Source organism: Rhodococcus sp. C1 (assembly GCF_020809065.1).
GTDB lineage: Bacteria > Actinomycetota > Actinomycetes > Mycobacteriales > Mycobacteriaceae > Rhodococcus_F > Rhodococcus_F qingshengii.
The window spans coordinates 3796960-3812776 of sequence record NZ_CP078080.1 but is presented as its reverse complement, the minus strand read 5'-3'; the positions used below and the strand labels follow the sequence as shown (position 1 = coordinate 3812776).

The 15817-nt window shown below is 62.7% G+C and carries 15 protein-coding genes and 1 tRNA gene; 9 read left to right on the top strand and 7 right to left on the bottom strand.

Going from position 1 to position 15817, the window contains the following annotated elements; all coding sequences use genetic code 11:
- Window positions 1-287 precede the first annotated feature (287 nt).
- The 3 genes from KTR60_RS17385 (at window position 288) to KTR60_RS17375 (ending at window position 2929) form a co-directional block, all read left to right on the top strand.
- The gene (locus tag KTR60_RS17385) at window positions 288-1415 is read left to right on the top strand and encodes an NDMA-dependent alcohol dehydrogenase (protein ID WP_054826084.1); all 1128 of its coding nucleotides are present in this window, start codon (window positions 288-290) and stop codon (window positions 1413-1415) included.
- Window positions 1416-1451: 36 nt separating this feature from the next.
- Window positions 1452-2291: a serine hydrolase domain-containing protein gene (locus KTR60_RS17380; protein WP_007735479.1), complete on the top strand. Its 840-nt coding sequence runs from the start codon at window positions 1452-1454 to the stop codon at window positions 2289-2291.
- Between the two features lie 128 nt (window positions 2292-2419).
- Complete coding sequence (locus KTR60_RS17375) at window positions 2420-2929, top strand: DUF3145 domain-containing protein (protein WP_003941617.1); 510 nt, start codon at window positions 2420-2422, stop codon at window positions 2927-2929.
- 110 nt (window positions 2930-3039) lie between these two features.
- Here KTR60_RS17375 and KTR60_RS17370 read toward each other — a convergent pair whose 3' ends face one another.
- The 6 genes from KTR60_RS17370 to aceE form a co-directional block, all read right to left on the bottom strand.
- Window positions 3040-4473: an acyl-CoA carboxylase subunit beta gene (locus tag KTR60_RS17370; RefSeq protein WP_003941597.1), complete on the bottom strand. Its 1434-nt coding sequence runs from the start codon at window positions 4471-4473 to the stop codon at window positions 3040-3042.
- A gap of 108 nt (window positions 4474-4581) precedes the next feature.
- Window positions 4582-5832: a KasA/KasB family beta-ketoacyl-ACP synthase gene (locus tag KTR60_RS17365; protein ID WP_003941591.1), complete on the bottom strand. Its 1251-nt coding sequence runs from the start codon at window positions 5830-5832 to the stop codon at window positions 4582-4584.
- A 7-nt stretch (window positions 5833-5839) separates the two neighbouring features.
- Window positions 5840-6115 carry a meromycolate extension acyl carrier protein AcpM gene (acpM, locus tag KTR60_RS17360; RefSeq protein ID WP_003941649.1) on the bottom strand — a complete coding sequence of 92 codons (276 nt, stop codon included), beginning with the start codon at window positions 6113-6115 and terminating at the stop codon, window positions 5840-5842.
- Between the two features lie 84 nt (window positions 6116-6199).
- On the bottom strand, window positions 6200-7108 hold the full coding sequence (locus tag KTR60_RS17355) for an ACP S-malonyltransferase (RefSeq protein WP_003941630.1): 909 nt from the start codon (window positions 7106-7108) through the stop codon (window positions 6200-6202).
- Window positions 7109-7235: 127 nt separating this feature from the next.
- Complete coding sequence (locus KTR60_RS17350; protein ID WP_003941635.1) at window positions 7236-8564, bottom strand: PucR family transcriptional regulator; 1329 nt, start codon at window positions 8562-8564, stop codon at window positions 7236-7238.
- Window positions 8565-8663: 99 nt separating this feature from the next.
- Window positions 8664-11519 (bottom strand): pyruvate dehydrogenase (acetyl-transferring), homodimeric type, encoded by a 2856-nt coding sequence (gene aceE, locus KTR60_RS17345; RefSeq protein ID WP_042445740.1) that lies wholly within the window; start codon window positions 11517-11519, stop codon window positions 8664-8666.
- Window positions 11520-11752: 233 nt separating this feature from the next.
- On the opposite strand from aceE, the gene KTR60_RS17340 reads away from it, so the two are divergent.
- The 6 genes from KTR60_RS17340 to KTR60_RS17315 all read left to right on the top strand — a co-directional run bounded on the left by KTR60_RS17340 (window position 11753) and on the right by KTR60_RS17315 (window position 14922).
- Window positions 11753-12313, top strand: coding sequence for a hypothetical protein (locus tag KTR60_RS17340; RefSeq protein WP_228401081.1), 561 nt, complete (start codon window positions 11753-11755; stop codon window positions 12311-12313).
- 177 nt (window positions 12314-12490) lie between these two features.
- A complete protein-coding gene (locus KTR60_RS17335; protein ID WP_003941575.1) occupies window positions 12491-12916 on the top strand; it encodes a DUF3052 domain-containing protein in 426 nt (141 codons plus the stop codon).
- 35 nt (window positions 12917-12951) lie between these two features.
- Window positions 12952-13416, top strand: coding sequence for a peroxiredoxin (locus KTR60_RS17330; RefSeq protein WP_003941619.1), 465 nt, complete (start codon window positions 12952-12954; stop codon window positions 13414-13416).
- Window positions 13417-13448: 32 nt separating this feature from the next.
- A tRNA-Val gene (locus tag KTR60_RS17325) sits at window positions 13449-13520 on the top strand.
- A 92-nt stretch (window positions 13521-13612) separates the two neighbouring features.
- Window positions 13613-13837: a hypothetical protein gene (locus KTR60_RS17320; RefSeq protein WP_050656439.1), complete on the top strand. Its 225-nt coding sequence runs from the start codon at window positions 13613-13615 to the stop codon at window positions 13835-13837.
- A gap of 65 nt (window positions 13838-13902) precedes the next feature.
- A complete protein-coding gene (locus tag KTR60_RS17315) occupies window positions 13903-14922 on the top strand; it encodes a cobalamin biosynthesis protein (RefSeq protein WP_228401080.1) in 1020 nt (339 codons plus the stop codon).
- Here the strand turns inward: KTR60_RS17315 and KTR60_RS17310 are convergent.
- Window positions 14863-15801 (bottom strand): SURF1 family protein, encoded by a 939-nt coding sequence (locus KTR60_RS17310; RefSeq protein ID WP_228401079.1) that lies wholly within the window; start codon window positions 15799-15801, stop codon window positions 14863-14865. The genes KTR60_RS17315 and KTR60_RS17310 overlap by 60 nt on opposite strands.
- Window positions 15802-15817: the final 16 nt, after the last annotated feature.

Sequence of the window (15817 nt, the reverse complement as noted above, 5' to 3'; positions counted from 1 at the left end):
GAACATGCCCAGGCCTGTTTCAGACCCGCTGCTCTGTGTCCGACCGATTGGTGGGAGGTGGAGTCGAATGGTTGCGTGCTTTCGGGGCGGCTCTACTTTCGGGTGCCCGTGTGGCCTGTCCCACTCAGTGGGTCATTATTCCGTCATTGCCGCGCCGGTTGTGCCAGGTCATTTGGACGTCTGACCTGCAGTGCAAAATCTTTCGTTAGAACACGTTCCAATTTCGCAGATTTGTGGCTATGGTCACAGAGATAGATGCGGGTGTGCGAATGAAAGGGTGAAGTGACGTGAAGACCAAGGGTGCAATCCTGTGGGGCCTCAATGAAAAGTGGTCCGTCGAGGAGATCGAGATCGGTGAGCCGGTAGCCGGCGAAGTTCAGATTCGCATGGAAGCGGCCGGAATGTGCCACTCCGATCACCACATCGTCACCGGCGCGACCCCGATGCCGTCGTTCCCCGTCATGGGTGGGCACGAGGGTTCGGGCGTCATCACCAAGCTCGGCCCGGAGGTCAAGGGTCTGGAGGTCGGCGACCACGTCGTTCTGTCCTTCATTCCGGCTTGTGGAACCTGTCCGGCGTGTTCGGCCGGTCATCAGAACCTGTGTGACCTCGGGATGGGCCTCCTCAGCGGCCAGGCCATCAGTGACGGCACTTACCGGATCCAGGCTCGCGGCGAAAACGTGATCCCGATGTGCCTGCTAGGGACGTTCTCGCCCTACATGGTCGTGAACCAGTCGTCAGTGGTGAAGATCGACAAGGACATTCCGTTCGAGGTTGCCGCACTCGTCGGTTGCGGCGTTCCGACCGGTTGGGGATCGGCAACCCACATCGCCGATGTGAAGCCCGGCGAAGACGTTGTGATCATGGGTGTCGGCGGCGTCGGTATCAGTGCGCTACAGGGTGCAGTTGCATCGGGCGCCCGGTACATCTTTGCCATCGACCCCGTGCCGTGGAAGCGTGAGCAGGCTCTGAAGTTCGGCGCAACGCACGCTTTCGAAAGCGCTGCCGCTGCCATTCAGCCGATCATCGACGCTACGTATGGCCGCATGGCGCAGAAGACGATCATCACCGTCGGCGAAATGAGGGGTGAGTACGTCGAAGAAGCGATGATTCTGACGGCAAAGGCCGGCCGTTGTGTCGTCACCGCAATGGGGCACCTGACGGACATGGATGTGAAGCTGAACCTGTTCCTGATGTCGATGCTTCAGAAGGACCTTCAGGGCAACATTTTCGGCGGTGGCAACGCTCGCCAGGACGTGCCGAACCTCCTCGCGATGTACAAGGCAGGCAAGCTGAACCTCGACGACATGGTGACTCGGACCTACACGCTCGAAGGCGTGAACGACGGCTACCAGGACATGTTGGATGGCAAGAACATCCGCGGCGTCATCCGCTACACCGAAGCTGACTGGTGATCGGAAGCGCAACTCTTGTGCCAGTAGTCTGATCGGGTGCCCAGTACTCACAGTCTCGACGTAATCCAGCAGTGGCCGGTCGACAATGCGGCAGCGGTCGTCCTCTCCGGGAAGAATCCCGGTGAGGGCGACCGCATTCGTGGTTTCAGTGGCGACCAGGCACATGTTTTCCCCCTGGCTTCGGTGACAAAACTGTTGTGCGCCTACGCGATTCTCGTGGCAGTGGAGGAGGGGGCGGTCGAGTTGGATGGGCCGGCCGGGCCTGAGGGGTCGACCGTTCGTCATCTCCTCGCACATGCTTCGGGATTGGCATTCGCCGAACGTGTTGTTCAGGCGCCGGTGGCGTCGAAGCGGATCTACTCGAGTGCGGGGTTCGAGGTGCTTGCCGAGTTGGTTTCCCGGGAGACCGAGATCGAATTTGCCGACTATCTGGCCGAGGCGGTGTTCGCGCCATTGGCGATGACCAGCGCGGCTCTTGTCGGTCCGGCCGGTCACGGTGCGCAGGCATCGGCAGACGACTTGGCCAAGTTCGCGGCTGAACTGCTCTCGCCGACTCTGGTCTCGGCGCAGACGTTCGCAGAGGCGACAACTGTGCAGTTCCCGGGGCTCAACGGAATTCTTCCGGGCTACGGCTCTCAGCGCCCCAACGACTGGGGGCTCGGATTCGAAATTCGGGGCGACAAGCGTCCGCATTGGACGGGTCTCGAGAACTCGGCCGCTACCTTCGGTCATTTCGGCCAGTCCGGGACGTTCCTGTGGGTCGATCCCACGATCGATACTGCGTGCGTCGTGCTTACCGATCGCGATTTCGGTGATTGGGCCAAGCCTTTGTGGACCGAATTGTCGGATGGCGTGGTCGGTGAAGTTTCGCGGTAGAGCACAATTTTCTCTCCTTCCACTGGCGCAACACGGGTAACACAAGGCACACTGTTCAATCGAGCGTGCTGCACGAACTCGACAGAGGTCGTTGGGGAAGACGTCCCTCGTCGAAGCAGGAGGCTCGAGTGCGCGAAATGAATCAATTCGCGGACGTGACGACTGGTGTGGTTTACATCCACTCGTCGCCCGCGGCGCTGTGCCCGCACGTGGATTGGGCTTTGTCCGCCACGTTGGACAGCCCTGCCAAGCTCAGATGGACCTCACAGCCTGCCTACGACGGGCTTCTGCGTGCGACGACGGACTGGACGGGTCCCGTCGGAACCTGTGCCCGCCTGGTCGACTCGCTACGCGCGTGGCCGATGTTGCGGTTCGAGGTCACCGAGGACCCGAGCCACGGCGTCGACGGCGAACGGTACAGCCATGTGCCCGGTCTGGGCCTGTGGCGCGGATCCACCAGTGCGAACGGTGATGTCGTCGTAGGGGAGATGAAACTGCGGTCCATCATGAATTCCGGTGGAGACATCGCCGCGGAGATCGATCGGGCGATAGGCGCACCGTGGGACGAGGAACTCGAACCCTTCCGGAGTTCAGGCGAAGGTGCCGAAGTGACATGGCTGCGAAGGCGTGTCAGCTGACCGAGGTCCATCCTGAACCCTGAGCGCTCTCGCGGCTTGAACGACAAAGACTCGAATGACAAAGGTGGGCCCCGCCGTATCGGCGAGGCCCACCTTGCTGTCCCGGGTTGTCAGAGCGGAATGTTCTTGTGCCGCGCGCGGACAGATGGTGCAGACGCGAGGGCAGCGGTCACGATGCTGCGAGTCTTCGCCGGGTCGATTTCCTCGTCGACGACGCCGATTTCGACAGCGCGGTCGACGCCGCCTGCGATCGCCTCGTGTTCGGCGGCGAGACGGTCGTGCAATGCTTCACGCTCGTCGTCCGGTGCAGCTGCGAGGGCCCGCTTGTGCAGGATGCCGACAGCAGCCTTCGCACCCATCACGGCTACTTCGGAGTTGGGCCAAGCGAATACGGCAGTGGCTCCCAGTGCTCGCGAGTTCATCGCGATGTAGGCGCCGCCGTAGATCTTTCGAGTGACGACGGTGACGCGGGGGACCGTTGCCTCGGCGAAGGCGTGAAGTAACTTCGCTCCGCGTCGGACAACGCCTTCCCACTCCATCGAGACGCCCGGCAAATACCCGGGAACATCGACGACGACCACGAGCGGCACGCCGAATGCGTTGCACAGTCGCACGAATCGAGCGGCCTTCTCTGCACTTTCGGAGTTCAGGCACCCCCCGAGTCGCAGTGGGTTGTTCGCAATGACGCCAACGGTGCGTCCGGCCATCCGGCCGAAACCGGTGACGATGCTCCGAGCGTAATTGCCTTGCAGTTCTTCGAAACTCGACTCGCCTTCGACGTTGTCGAGCATTTCGTGAACGATCGGACGAACGTCGTACGCGCGTTTCGCGGAGGCAGGCATCATGGCGCGCAGATCGCTGTCGCCGAGTTCCGCTGCCCGCTGATCGAATTCGCCCTGCTCGCACATCATCGAGACCAGGCGGCGCGCGCGGTGCAATGCGTCGGCCTCGTCGTGTGCGGCGATGTGCGCGACACCCGACTTCTTGGTGTGTGTGTCCGGACCGCCGAGTGACACCATGTCGACCTGTTCGCCGGTGACACTACGAACTACGTCCGGCCCGGTGACGAACACTCGGCCTTCCGGCGCCATGATCACGACATCGGTGAGGGCTGGACCATACGCGGCTCCGCCAGCGGCAAAGCCGAGCACGACGGAAATTTGAGGTATGAGACCCGACGCGCGGACCATGGCCTCGAAGACCAGTCCGACGGCGTGGAGCGCCTCGACGCCTTCAGCCAGACGCGCGCCACCGGAGTGCCAGAGGCCCACGATGGGGGACTCTTCCTCGATAGCGGTATCGATGGCTTTGACGAGGTGTTTGCAACCGTCGACGCCCATGGCGCCACCCATGACAGTGGCGTCGGAGCAGTATGCGATGGTGCGGACGCCGTCGATGTTTCCGGACGCGGCGAGCACACCGGACTTGTCACGGGCGTGGAGCGGCACTGTTGTGCCGGGGTCGAACAGATTTTCCAGGCGCGCAAGAGGATCGCGCGGGTCTGTCGATGATTCGGACTTTGTCACGGGGGCCAGGATGGTCATCGCGTCCTCCTTCAGTACGAGCCTTGGGTGGAACGAAAGGTCGGTGTTGTCCGCGGGTGACGTTGTGTTGCAACGACACCCGCGGACAGGTGCAAACCGCGGTTCGGGCTAGGCCCGACCGAAGGCGAGCGCGACATTGTGCCCACCGAAACCGAACGAGTTGTTCAGTGCGAAATCGAAAGAGCCGGTTCGGGGTTCACCCTTGACGACATCGAGATCGATTTCTGGATCCTGGCTGTCAACATTGAGCGTGGGCGGGATGATCCCGTCACGCACTGCCAGAACCGTGAGGACTGATTCGAGGGCGCCGACAGCGCCGATCGAGTGTCCCAGCGCGGATTTCGGGCCGTACACCGCAGCGTGATTGCCGACCGCTGCGTTGATTGCCTTTGCCTCTGCGATGTCACCGATCGGCGTCGCAGTGGCGTGGGCGTTGATGTGCTTGATGTCGGACTTCGTCAGTCCGGCCATCTCGATTGCTCGGGTCATGGCTCGCGCCGCGCCCAGGCCTTCCGGATGCGGTGCCACGATGTGGTACCCGTCCGAAGTGATTCCGGAACCAAGCAGGCGGGCGTGAATCGTTGCCCCGCGTGCCTTTGCGTGCTCCTCGGTTTCGAGGATCATCAAGGCGCCGGCTTCGCCGAAGACAAATCCGTCGCGGTCCTTGTCGAAAGGACGTGAAGCTGCGGCCGGATTGTCGTTGTTGGTGCTCATCGCACGCATCATGGCGAAGCTCGCGATCGGAACGGCGTCGATGAAGCTCTCGACTCCACCAGCCACAACCATGTCCGCGTCACCCATGACAAGCATGCGGTGAGCGTGAGCAATTGCCTCGGAACCTGATGAACATGCCGACACCGGAGTGATGACGCCACCGCGGGCCCCGAGTTCGAGTCCGACCGTTGCGGCCGGTCCGTTGGGCATGACCATCTGCACCGAGAACGGGGACACCTTGCGGTATCCGCCGCCACGGAGCTTGTCGACGGCGTCGATGAGCGTGTCGCCGCCGCCGAGTCCGGTGCCGATGACAACGGCCAGGCGGTCCTGATCGACTTCAGGGCTGCCGGCGTTGCTCCAGACCGTGCGACTCAACGTGAGGGCAAGGCGTTCCACCCAGCTCATCCGTCGAATTTCGACGCGGGACAAGCCCTCGTCCGGTGAAACCTTCAGGTGCCCGCCGATGCGAATGGGAAGGTCGAACTCGTCGATGAACGGGTCATCGAGGATTCCGATGCCGCTTTCGCCGGCGAGTAGCGCCTTCCACGTGCCATCCACATCACCAGCCACCGAGGTCGACGTCGCGAGGCTCGTGACGACGATGTCGGGGAATTTCCCTTTGCGGGTAGAAGCGGAAGTCACGGTCGGCTCACTCTGCGTTCTTGGCTTCGGCGCCTTCGGCTTCGAGCTTCTGGATGTACGCGACGATGTCGCCGACGGTGCGCAGACCTGCAAGATCCTCGTCGGGGACCTTCACGCCGTACTTGTCTTCGGTCTGAACGGCGATCTCGACCATGGACAGGGAGTCGATATCGAGGTCGTCCACGAAGGACTTGTCAACGGTGACCTCGGAAGGCTCGATACCGGTGACCTCCTCCACGATCTGGCCGAGTTCCGCGATGATTTCTTCCTGAGTGTGGGCCACTGGTGTGGCTCCCTTCTTGATCGATTGAGGTGGGGTGAAACGTCCGGCCGCCGTTCGGGCTGATCGGCCGGGTGGGCGTCCGAGCTAGGTCAGCTCGGACAGTGCGGAGATATCCTCCGGGTTCTTGAGGGCCACCGTCGGTGTGCCACGCATTTCACGCTTGGCAATTCCGACGAGGGTTCCGGCCGGCGGGAGTTCCACGATCGCGCTGACTTCTGCTGTCCGCAACGACGCGGAGCAGAGGTCCCAACGAACGGGGCGGGTTACCTGCGCGGCAAGCTTGGTGAGGGCGTCGGCGCCCGAGGAGACGGGTGCGCCATCCGAGTTGGAAAGCAGCGTGCGCGTCGGATCGGAAGGGGTGATCTTGGCGGCAGCAGCTGCGACGGCGTCCTGCGCCGGCGCCATGAAGCGGGTGTGGAAAGCTCCGGCGACGGGTAGTGCGCGGACTCGGGCCTTTTCGGGTGCGTTTGCTGCGAGTTCTTCGAGCGCGGTGAGCAGTCCGGCCGCCACGATCTGGCCGGCCGCATTGCGGTTGGCTGCTTCCAGCCCGAGTTCTTCGATTCGTGCGAGCACTTCGGCTTCGTCTCCACCGAGAACGGCTGACATGCCCGTGGGCTCGAGCGAACAAGCCTTGGCCATCTCGGCGCCACGGAGGGCGGCAAGCGCGACCGCGTCGTCAGCGGAGATAACACCGGCGACCGCAGCAGCGGCAAGCTCACCCACCGAATGGCCGGCAGCGATGACGTCGGCGCCGAGGAGCCCACGTGATTCGATTTCCTCGTATGCCAGCAGAGCAGCGGCAACGACGAGGGGCTGGGTTACCGAGGTGTCGGTGATTTCTTCGGCGGTCGCGGTCGTGCCGAGTCGGACGAGGTCCAGGCCGGCTGCCTTCGACCACACTTCGAGGCGGTCTTGTGCTCCGGGCAGTGCCAGCCAGGGGCTGAGCATGCCGGGTGTCTGAGAGCCCTGTCCCGGGGCGAGCAACGAAATCACTTATTAAGAGAACACCGCCGCGAGCGACCTGCGAGATGTCGGTCGCGATGAACTCTGGCGAAGTGTTTTGTAGGGTTCCCACAAAATCCCACGTCGCGCTCGGCCATCGAAATTGGACGCTCAGGGGTTACAGGTTTGTTTGTCCGGATGTTAAAGATGTGACTGAAGTAACCGAATTGTTCGATTTGAGATCGATTTGTGTCAATCGGCCCACGGTAGCGGCGATCCGTAGTACATACGCGTCGCGTGGATTCGTTGGATCCCGGCCGGTAACTTCGGCGATTCGCTTCAAGCGGTACCGAACGGTATTTGGATGAACAAACAGAAGACGTGCACAAGTCTCAACCGCACCTCCACAGTCGAGATAACTGTCTAAAGTATCGGTCAAGACTGTGCCGGATTCAGCTAAAGGTGCGACGAGGAAATCGCGAAGAGCCTTCACGGCAGCGGCGTCTCCCAGTAGTGCCCGTTCCGGGAGCAGTTCAGTCGCGAAAACGGGACGAGGTGCGCCGCGCCACCCGGCAACAGCCTTGATTCCCGCCAGAGCTTCGGACGCACTGAAGTGCGCTGCGCTCAACGAGGGTGTTGTCGGGCCGATCACCACCGGCTCGTCGGCGAAACTCATGAGCAGGTCTTGAAGGAATTGGCTGCCTTCCGTCTTACTGCTCAGCTCGCCGCTGACGATCATCACCAGTCGCGGACCCTGCACCACGGCGAGAACAGCGCGCCCGTGCGCGGCGGCAGTCGCGTGGACGGTGCCGGCAACCGAGACCCGCTCGTCCGGCGGGGGAGACCCGACGATGACGGTGGCCGGAGCCGTGGCATCCCAGTTCAAGGTGGCGGCGCGAGAGAGCATGTCCGAGCCGGTGTCTCCCTGCACGACGGCGTCGACGACGAGCGCTTCCAGTCGCGTGTCCAGGGCACCCCGCGACTCGGCAGCGCTTGCGTACACCGTCGCTGCTGCGAAACCGAGTTCACGCCCGTAGCGCAGGACGGCTTCTGTCAGCGCGATCAGCTGCTGATCGTTGCGGGCGAGAGCCGGCAGCCATTTCTCGAAGAACTCCATCGCCACCCGGACCATGTCGACGGTCTGGCGCAGCGTGAGCTGTCGAGCAAGATCCTGAGGGATGACCGGAAACGACTCGTATCCGAAGCTGATCTCCGAGTCGAGTTGCCGCAGCCATTCCAGGAAATTCACCACCGACGTCTGCACCAACAGTTGAACGTCGGCGCGTTGCGAAGCGTCGAGACTGTCGAAGAACGGAAGCTGCTCCTCCATCACGGTCACGGCCTCGGTGGAGAGCCGGCCGGAGAACTGTTTGACGCGACGGAGCAAGGCTTCTGGAAGTGGATCGCGAACCTGACGACGGCGGGCGAGTACAGCCTGCAACCCGGACGACTGTGGTCGAGTGCGGCGTACGCCCTCTTCGGGTTTCTCGGGATCAGGTTCGGGCATGAGAAAAACCTACGCCCATCGCCGCAGCGGATGTCGAGATGACACCCGCGGCGATGGGCGTAGGTCTGTTTTCGATCGCTGGGACTGTTGCCCTACGACTTAGGCGCTACCGGTGTCCCCGGTCTGCTCGGGAGCAGCATTCACGTCGTCGATGCGGTATCGGCTCGCTGCTTCGACGGCCTTCGACCGCTCGATCGATCCTTCCTTTGCCAAACCGATCAGCACGGCAACGACGATGGACTCGGCATCGACGTTGAAGTAGCGACGCGCTGCAGTGCGGGTGTCGGAGAACCCGAACCCGTCCGTGCCGAGCGTGGTGTAGTCGCCGGGAACCCACTGACGGATTTGATCCGAGACCGCCCGCATCCAGTCCGAAGCCGCGACGACGGGGCCTTGGGCCGAGGACAACGCCGTGGTGACGAAGGGAACCGGAGCATCCTCGGACGGATTGAGCAGCGCCTGACGTTCGCACTCGACGCCTTCGCGGCGCAGCTCACCCCAGGACGTGACCGACCAGACGTCGGCCGAGACGCCCCATTCGTCGGCAAGCAGCTTCTGCGCGCGCAGCCCCTCGGGCATCGCGACACCGGAGACGAGGATCTGTGCCTTCGGGCCCGATGCTTCGGACGTCTTGTAGAGGTAGATGCCCTTGAGCAAGCCCTCGACGTCGAGACCTTCGGGCTCCGCCGGCTGAACGTACGGCTCGTTGTAGATGGTCAGGTAGTAGAAGATGTTCTCGCCACCGAAACCGTCGACGCCCTCGGTGCCGCCGTACATGCGGCGCAAGCCGTCCTTGACGATGTGCGCCAACTCGTACGAGAACGCGGCGTCGTACGTGACAGCTGCGGGGTTGGTGGATGCCAGGAGCAGCGAGTGTCCGTCGGCGTGCTGGAGACCTTCACCGGTCAGAGTTGTACGACCGGCGGTGGCGCCGAGAACGAATCCCCGAGCCATCTGGTCGGCAGCCGCCCACAGGCCGTCGCCGGTGCGCTGGAAACCGAACATCGAGTAGAAGATGTACAGCGGAATCATCGGTTCACCGTGGGTGGCGTACGACGTGCCGACTGCGGTGAACGAAGCCGTCGAGCCGGCCTCGTTGATGCCCTCGTGCAGGATCTGGCCGATCGGGCTCTCCTTGTAGGCGAGCATGAGTTCGGCGTCGACGGAGGTGTAGAGCTGCCCGTTGCGGTTGTAGATCTTCAGCGACGGGAACCACGAGTCCATACCGAACGTGCGAGCCTCGTCCGGGATGATCGGTACGATGCGCTTGCCGATCTCCTTGTCGCGCAACAGTTCCTTGAGGATGCGCACGATCGCCATGGTGGTGGCGACTTCCTGCTTGCCCGAACCCTTGCGGATGACGTCGTACGTCTTGTCCTCGGGGAGCTTGAGCGGCGCCGCATCGGTGTTACGGGAAGGCAGGAACCCGCCGAGTGCTTTACGACGGTCGAGCATGTACTTGATCTCGGGAGCGTCCGCGCCTGGGTGGTAGTACGGAGGCAGGTACGGATCCTTCTCTAGCTCGGCATCCGAGATCGGGATGTGCTGCATGTCGCGGAACGCCTTGAGATCGTCCAGCGTCAGCTTCTTCATCTGGTGTGTGGCGTTGCGGCCCTCGAAGTGCTTACCGAGGGTGTAGCCCTTGATGGTGTGCGCCAGGATGACCGTCGGCTGGCCCTTGTGTGCCATGGCCGCTGCGTAGGCGGCGTGGACCTTGCGGTAGTCGTGGCCGCCACGCTTGAGGTTCCAGATTTCCTGGTCTGTGAGGTCCTTGACCAGTTCCTTGGTGCGGGGGTCACGTCCGAAGAAGTGATCGCGTACGAACGCGCCGTCGTTGGCCTTGTACGTCTGGTAGTCACCGTCCGGCGTCACGTTCATCAGGTTGACCAGTGCGCCGTCGCGATCGGCGTGCAGCAGCGCATCCCACTCGCGACCCCAGACGACCTTGATGACGTTCCAGCCGGCACCGCGGAAGAACGATTCCAGTTCCTGGATGATCTTTCCGTTGCCGCGGACCGGGCCGTCGAGGCGTTGGAGGTTGCAGTTCACGACGAACGTGAGGTTGTCGAGGCCCTCGGTTGCCGCGACGTGAGCGAGGCCGCGTGACTCGGGCTCGTCCATTTCGCCGTCGCCGAGGAACGCCCACACGTGTTGATCGGTGGTGTCCTTGATGCCGCGGTCGTTGAGGTAGTGGTTGAACCGGGCCTGGTAGATGGCGTTCATCGGGCCGAGGCCCATCGAGACCGTCGGGAATTCCCAGAAGTCGGGAAGCAGCCGTGGGTGCGGGTAGGACGGCAGTGCGCCGCCGAAGTCTGCGTGCGACTTCTCCTGGCGGAATCCGTCGAGCTGTTCCGCGGGGATCCGGCCCTCGAGGAAGGCGCGCGCGTAGATGCCGGGGGAGGCGTGACCCTGGATGAAGATGTGGTCGCCGCCGCCGGGATGGTCCTTGCCGCGGAAGAAGTGGTTGAAGCCGACCTCGTACAACGCTGCCGAGGATGCATAGGTCGAGATGTGACCGCCGACGCCGACGCCCGGTCGCTGAGCGCGGTGGACCATGATCGCGGCGTTCCAACGGATCCAGGCGCGATAGCGGCGCTCGACCTCTTCGTCGCCGGGGAACCACGGCTCGTTTTCGGTCGGAATCGTGTTGACGTAGTCGGTCGAAGTGAGCGCGGGGAGTGCGACGTGCTTCTCGCCGGCGCGTTCGAGCATGCGGAGCATGAGGTAGCGGGCACGCGTGGGTCCGGATCGATCCAGAAGTCCGTCGAATGATTCGAGCCATTCGGTGGTCTCGTCCGGATCGATGTCCGGCAGGTACGACGCAACACCTTCGCGAATGACGCGAACGCGACCGTCGGTTCCCCCCGGCGTATTCGACGCGGGCGAACCCGACTCGCCGGCGGCGCCGGAATCGGCGTTCTGCCCGGACGCGGGACCCTGGATCAGGTCAGACAACGTGTGCTCCTCATTGGTTTGGGGACGCGTGGTGGGGCGTCCTTACATAGGTGATCGAGGCCTTGTTAGGTCCGACGCACTTCCATCGTGAATATGGCGCGTACCTCATCTTTCACCATCCCGGTCGGTCCGGCACACCTCGCCTCTGGTTACTCTCGGGTAGCGTTTTTCGGCGTGACGCAGGGGTGTGATGGTTCCCCGTAGTCACAGGCTTGGGGGATCGATCGGAACGTATGAAGGGGTGGGAAAAAATAAACAAAGAAATCAATTACGGCAGGGTCGGGGCGTGGGTCTCGGTCGGATCGATCGCAGTGGGACTGTCGGTGATCGTGGGATGTTCGGCGGCGGTGACCGGATCGGCAGTACCCAATGAAGCGCACGTGGCTGCATACCAATCCGAGGTGAGTATTTCGATGGCCGCCGCGTCCTCGTCGAAAGCGGCGGCAGATGCGGCAGATGCGGCGTTCGCGATCTGTGAGGAAGCGGTCTCTCGATCGAAAAACGACGTGGTTGCGTTCAATGCCTACGTCGACGCCGGAAATCATGGTGAGACCGACCTGAGAGCCGAAGCAAGCGCTGCTGCTTCCTCGGCAAGGGAGACGGCCTCGTGGTTCGACTCGGTCTCGAGTGAACTTCCGACGCAACTTTCCGGACTGTTCGCCGAATTGGCCGCGAACCTACGTTCATCTGCTGTCGTGATCGAGAGTGATCATTCGGCCGATGAAATCAATTCGATCAGCGATACGAGCAATTCGATTCGCAAGTCGATCTTCGATGAATGTGGATCCCTGTGACCTGCGGTAATCCGCAGGCGTAAGGTTCGCCGTGTGTCAGAAGACGATCTTTGGTGAAAGTTTTCGGCGTGGTCGGCTTGCGCTAACGCCTCAGACCATGTTCGCTTTCCCTAATTGATCGTCAAACGGTAGGTGTGCGGGGTCGCCACACACCATCAACAAAAGGAGGACCCCACCGTGGTCGCCGCGGCGGATGCCCAGAACTACGCTCAGAAACTCGGGATTACCACTGACATGGTGGTGCAGGAACTGGGCTGGGATGAGGATACCGACGACGGCATTCGTGCCGCGGTTGAGGAAACCATCGGCGGGGAAATGCTCGACGAGGATTCCGACGAGGTCATCGACGTCGTGCTGCTGTGGTGGCGCGACGAGGACGGTGACCTGGTGGACGCCCTCATGGATGCCATCGGGCCCCTCGCCGACGAAGGCTTCGTGTGGGTTCTCACTCCCAAGACCGGTCTCGACGGACACGTCGAGCCCAGCGAGATCGCCGAATCGGCGCCGACTGCCGGCCTGACGCAGACATCGGCAGCCAACCTCGGTGACTGGTCGGGAAGTCGACTGGTTCAGCCGAAGGCTCGTCCGGCCAACAAGCGCTGACCCGGTCCTTTCCGCACTTTCCCAAGGAATCGCACATGCCTCTCGAAGTTGGTGCCCAGGCACCGGATTTCACCTTGAAGGACCAGAACAACCAGGAAGTTTCGCTCGCAGATTTCCGCGGTAAGAAGAACGTTCTGCTGGTCTTCTATCCGTTGGCCTTCACCGGGACTTGTCAGGGGGAACTCTGCAAGGTCCGTGACGAGCTTCCGAAGTTCGAGAACGACGACACCGCCATTCTCGCGATTTCTGTCGGTGCTTCGCCGACTCACAAGATCTGGTCGGCCGAGCAGGGATACACATTTCCCTTGCTGTCGGACTTCTGGCCGCACGGTGAGGTCGCTCAGAAGTACGAGGTGTTCAACGACAAGTTGGGCTTCGCGAATCGTGGCACCTTTGTCATCGACAAAGACGGAATCATTCGTTTTGCCGAGATGAACGGCCCCGGAGAAGCCCGTGACCACGGACTTTGGGCAAATGCGCTTGCCGCGCTAGAGTCTTAGAGCACTCCCGGTGAGGGTCTCACCGGGAGTTCGGGCGTGTAGCTCAGTGGTAGAGCTCTGGTTTTACACACCAGCGGTCGGGGGTTCGAAACCCTCCGCGCCCACCGAAGAATTCAAACCCCGATCTGCATGTCGATGCAGATCGGGGTTTTTCGTTTTCGGCAACGAATTGTCCGCAATACGCCATTCTGGACGCATGTCCAGTTCTGTGATCGAAGTAGCCGTCGACCCGACGCGCGTGCATCCCACCCGTCCGCACATACACATCGCCGAGATGCCCAGTCTCAGTGTTGCGTTGTTCGCGGGGCAGACGATCCGGGTTCGTTCCCAGAGCGACGCACTCGCGACCGGGATTGCCCGTGTCTGGGAAATCAACCGAATGCACCGCTTGATCTACCTGACGATCGACTGGGACGGGTAGAGATCGGCTCGTGCAGACACGTGACGGTTGGCCAGAGAACGAGCGTCGCTGCTACAACTACGCTCGTGCAGATTTCGGTTCGTTCGTCCCAGTCTCGATTCAATGCGCGAGCTGCCGGGCTTCTCCTCGGCTTCGTCGCGGATCGGGTCTTCGCCGATCCGGGGCGGTTCCATCCGGTTGCCGGCTTCGGAACCGCGGCCATCGCGCTGCAGAAGATGTCCTACCGGGACTCGCGCGCGGCCGGAACACTTCATGTCGCCGTGCTCTTGGCCGGCACCGCAGGACTTGGGCTCGCAGCCGAAACAGCGTCGCGCCGGGCCGGTTGGGTGGCCGTCACGGGTACGACAGCGATGGCTACCTGGGCTGTGCTCGGCGGGACGTCGCTTGCACGCACCGGCATCGACATGGCCGCTCGATTGGAGGCGTCACAGGTCGATGGTGACCTGACGAAAGCGCGCGAGCTTCTCCCTTCACTGTGTGGACGCGATCCCTCGGTGCTGGGCGAGGAGGGCCTCACGCGTGCAGCGCTGGAGTCGGTCGCCGAAAACACCTCGGATGCAAGCGTCGGTGCAATGTTCTGGGGTGCAATTGCGGGCGTGCCGGGTCTGTTCGTCTACCGCGCCGCCAACACCCTCGACGCGATGATCGGCTACCGCTCCGAGAAATACCGCAGATTCGGGTGGGCTGCGGCGAGGTTCGACGACCTGGTCAACATCGTCCCCGCTCGGCTGACAGGTGCGCTGACGGCTGCGTGTGCACCGGTGGTAGGCGGCTCGGTTCAGGAATCACTGGCAGCGTGGAAACGCGACGCAGCGGCTCATCCAAGCCCCAATGCGGGCGTCGCGGAAGCGTCGGCGGCAGGGGCGTTGGGCATTTCGTTGGGTGGTCGGACCGAGTACGCGCACGGGGTGGAGATGCGTCCCGTCCTCGGCCGCGGGACTGTGCCGACGCCGAACGATCTGCGCCGCGCGTCGAGGCTTTCGTCGGCGGTGCAGATCAGTGCAGTTGTGGTGTCAGCGGGTATTTCAGCGGGTATTGCCGTATCGATCGGCAAGTTTGGCTTCCTGCGCCGTCAGCGGCACTGATTCCGGCTCCGGCTTCTTGCGACGGCTGAAGGTAGGAGCCGGTTCGGCGGGGTGTGAGGCAGGCGCGGACACCGGCGCTTCCGGGGTCGTCTCGGTAGCGGCGTCGTCCGCTGCGAAGCCGTCGACAGCTGCTTGAGCTGCCTTCTCCTTGCGACGTTCGCGCCACTCCGCGCGAATGAAGTAGGCCAGTCCGAGCGGCGCCATGATGCCGAACGCCAGCCATTGGAACCCGTACGAGAGATAGGGGCCTGCATCGAGTTGGGGGAGAGGGATCGTCCCCAGGCCGCCGGGCTGGTCGGGTTCGAGTTGGATGTACGCGTCGATCAGGTCCGTTCCGATGAACTCGCCGATAGGTTGTGCGTCGATCGAGTAGACCTGTTTCGCGCCGTCCTCGAACATCGGAACTCGGCCGGGCGCGGTGCCTTCCGACAGACGCACGCGACCGTTGAGAGTGACCGGATCGGTCGGCGGCGCGGCGATGGGCGGTGCCTCGGCGCCGTTGATCGGCCGAACGTATCCGCGATTGACGAGGATCGTGCGGCCGTCGTCGAGAAGGAAAGGCGTCAGGATCTCGTACGACGGTGCGCCCTCGATGGACTGCAGTCGAACGAGGATGTCGGCGTCGGGCAGATAGGTGCCTGCCGCGGTGATGTTTCGCCATTCGTCGTCCGGTGCGATCGTCGAATCGGCGATGACGTCACCGATCGGCACGGTCTCCGCGTTGATCGAGTTCGAGATCAGATCATTGCGGTGCTCGGTCTTTGTGTTCTTGCCGAGTTGCCATGGGGCGAGCACGGTGAAGCACAGGTAGGCGAAGAGCCCGACCACAGCTGCCAGTACCAACCAACCGGGCCGCAACAGGAATTTCAGTCTTCGCACACGTCCACGGTATCCG

Bases quoted from the DNA above. Each gene is read 5' to 3' on its own strand.
- KTR60_RS17370 (WP_003941597.1), bottom strand. From the start codon at position 4,473: ATGACCATCCTGGCCCCCGTGACAAAGTCCGAATCATCGACAGACCCG.
- KTR60_RS17350 (WP_003941635.1), bottom strand. From the start codon at position 8,564: ATGCCCGAACCTGATCCCGAGAAACCCGAAGAGGGCGTACGCCGCACT.
- KTR60_RS17340 (WP_228401081.1), top strand. From the start codon at position 11,753: ATGAAGGGGTGGGAAAAAATAAACAAAGAAATCAATTACGGCAGGGTC.
- KTR60_RS17330 (WP_003941619.1), top strand. From the start codon at position 12,952: ATGCCTCTCGAAGTTGGTGCCCAGGCACCGGATTTCACCTTGAAGGAC.
- KTR60_RS17320 (WP_050656439.1), top strand. From the start codon at position 13,613: ATGTCCAGTTCTGTGATCGAAGTAGCCGTCGACCCGACGCGCGTGCAT.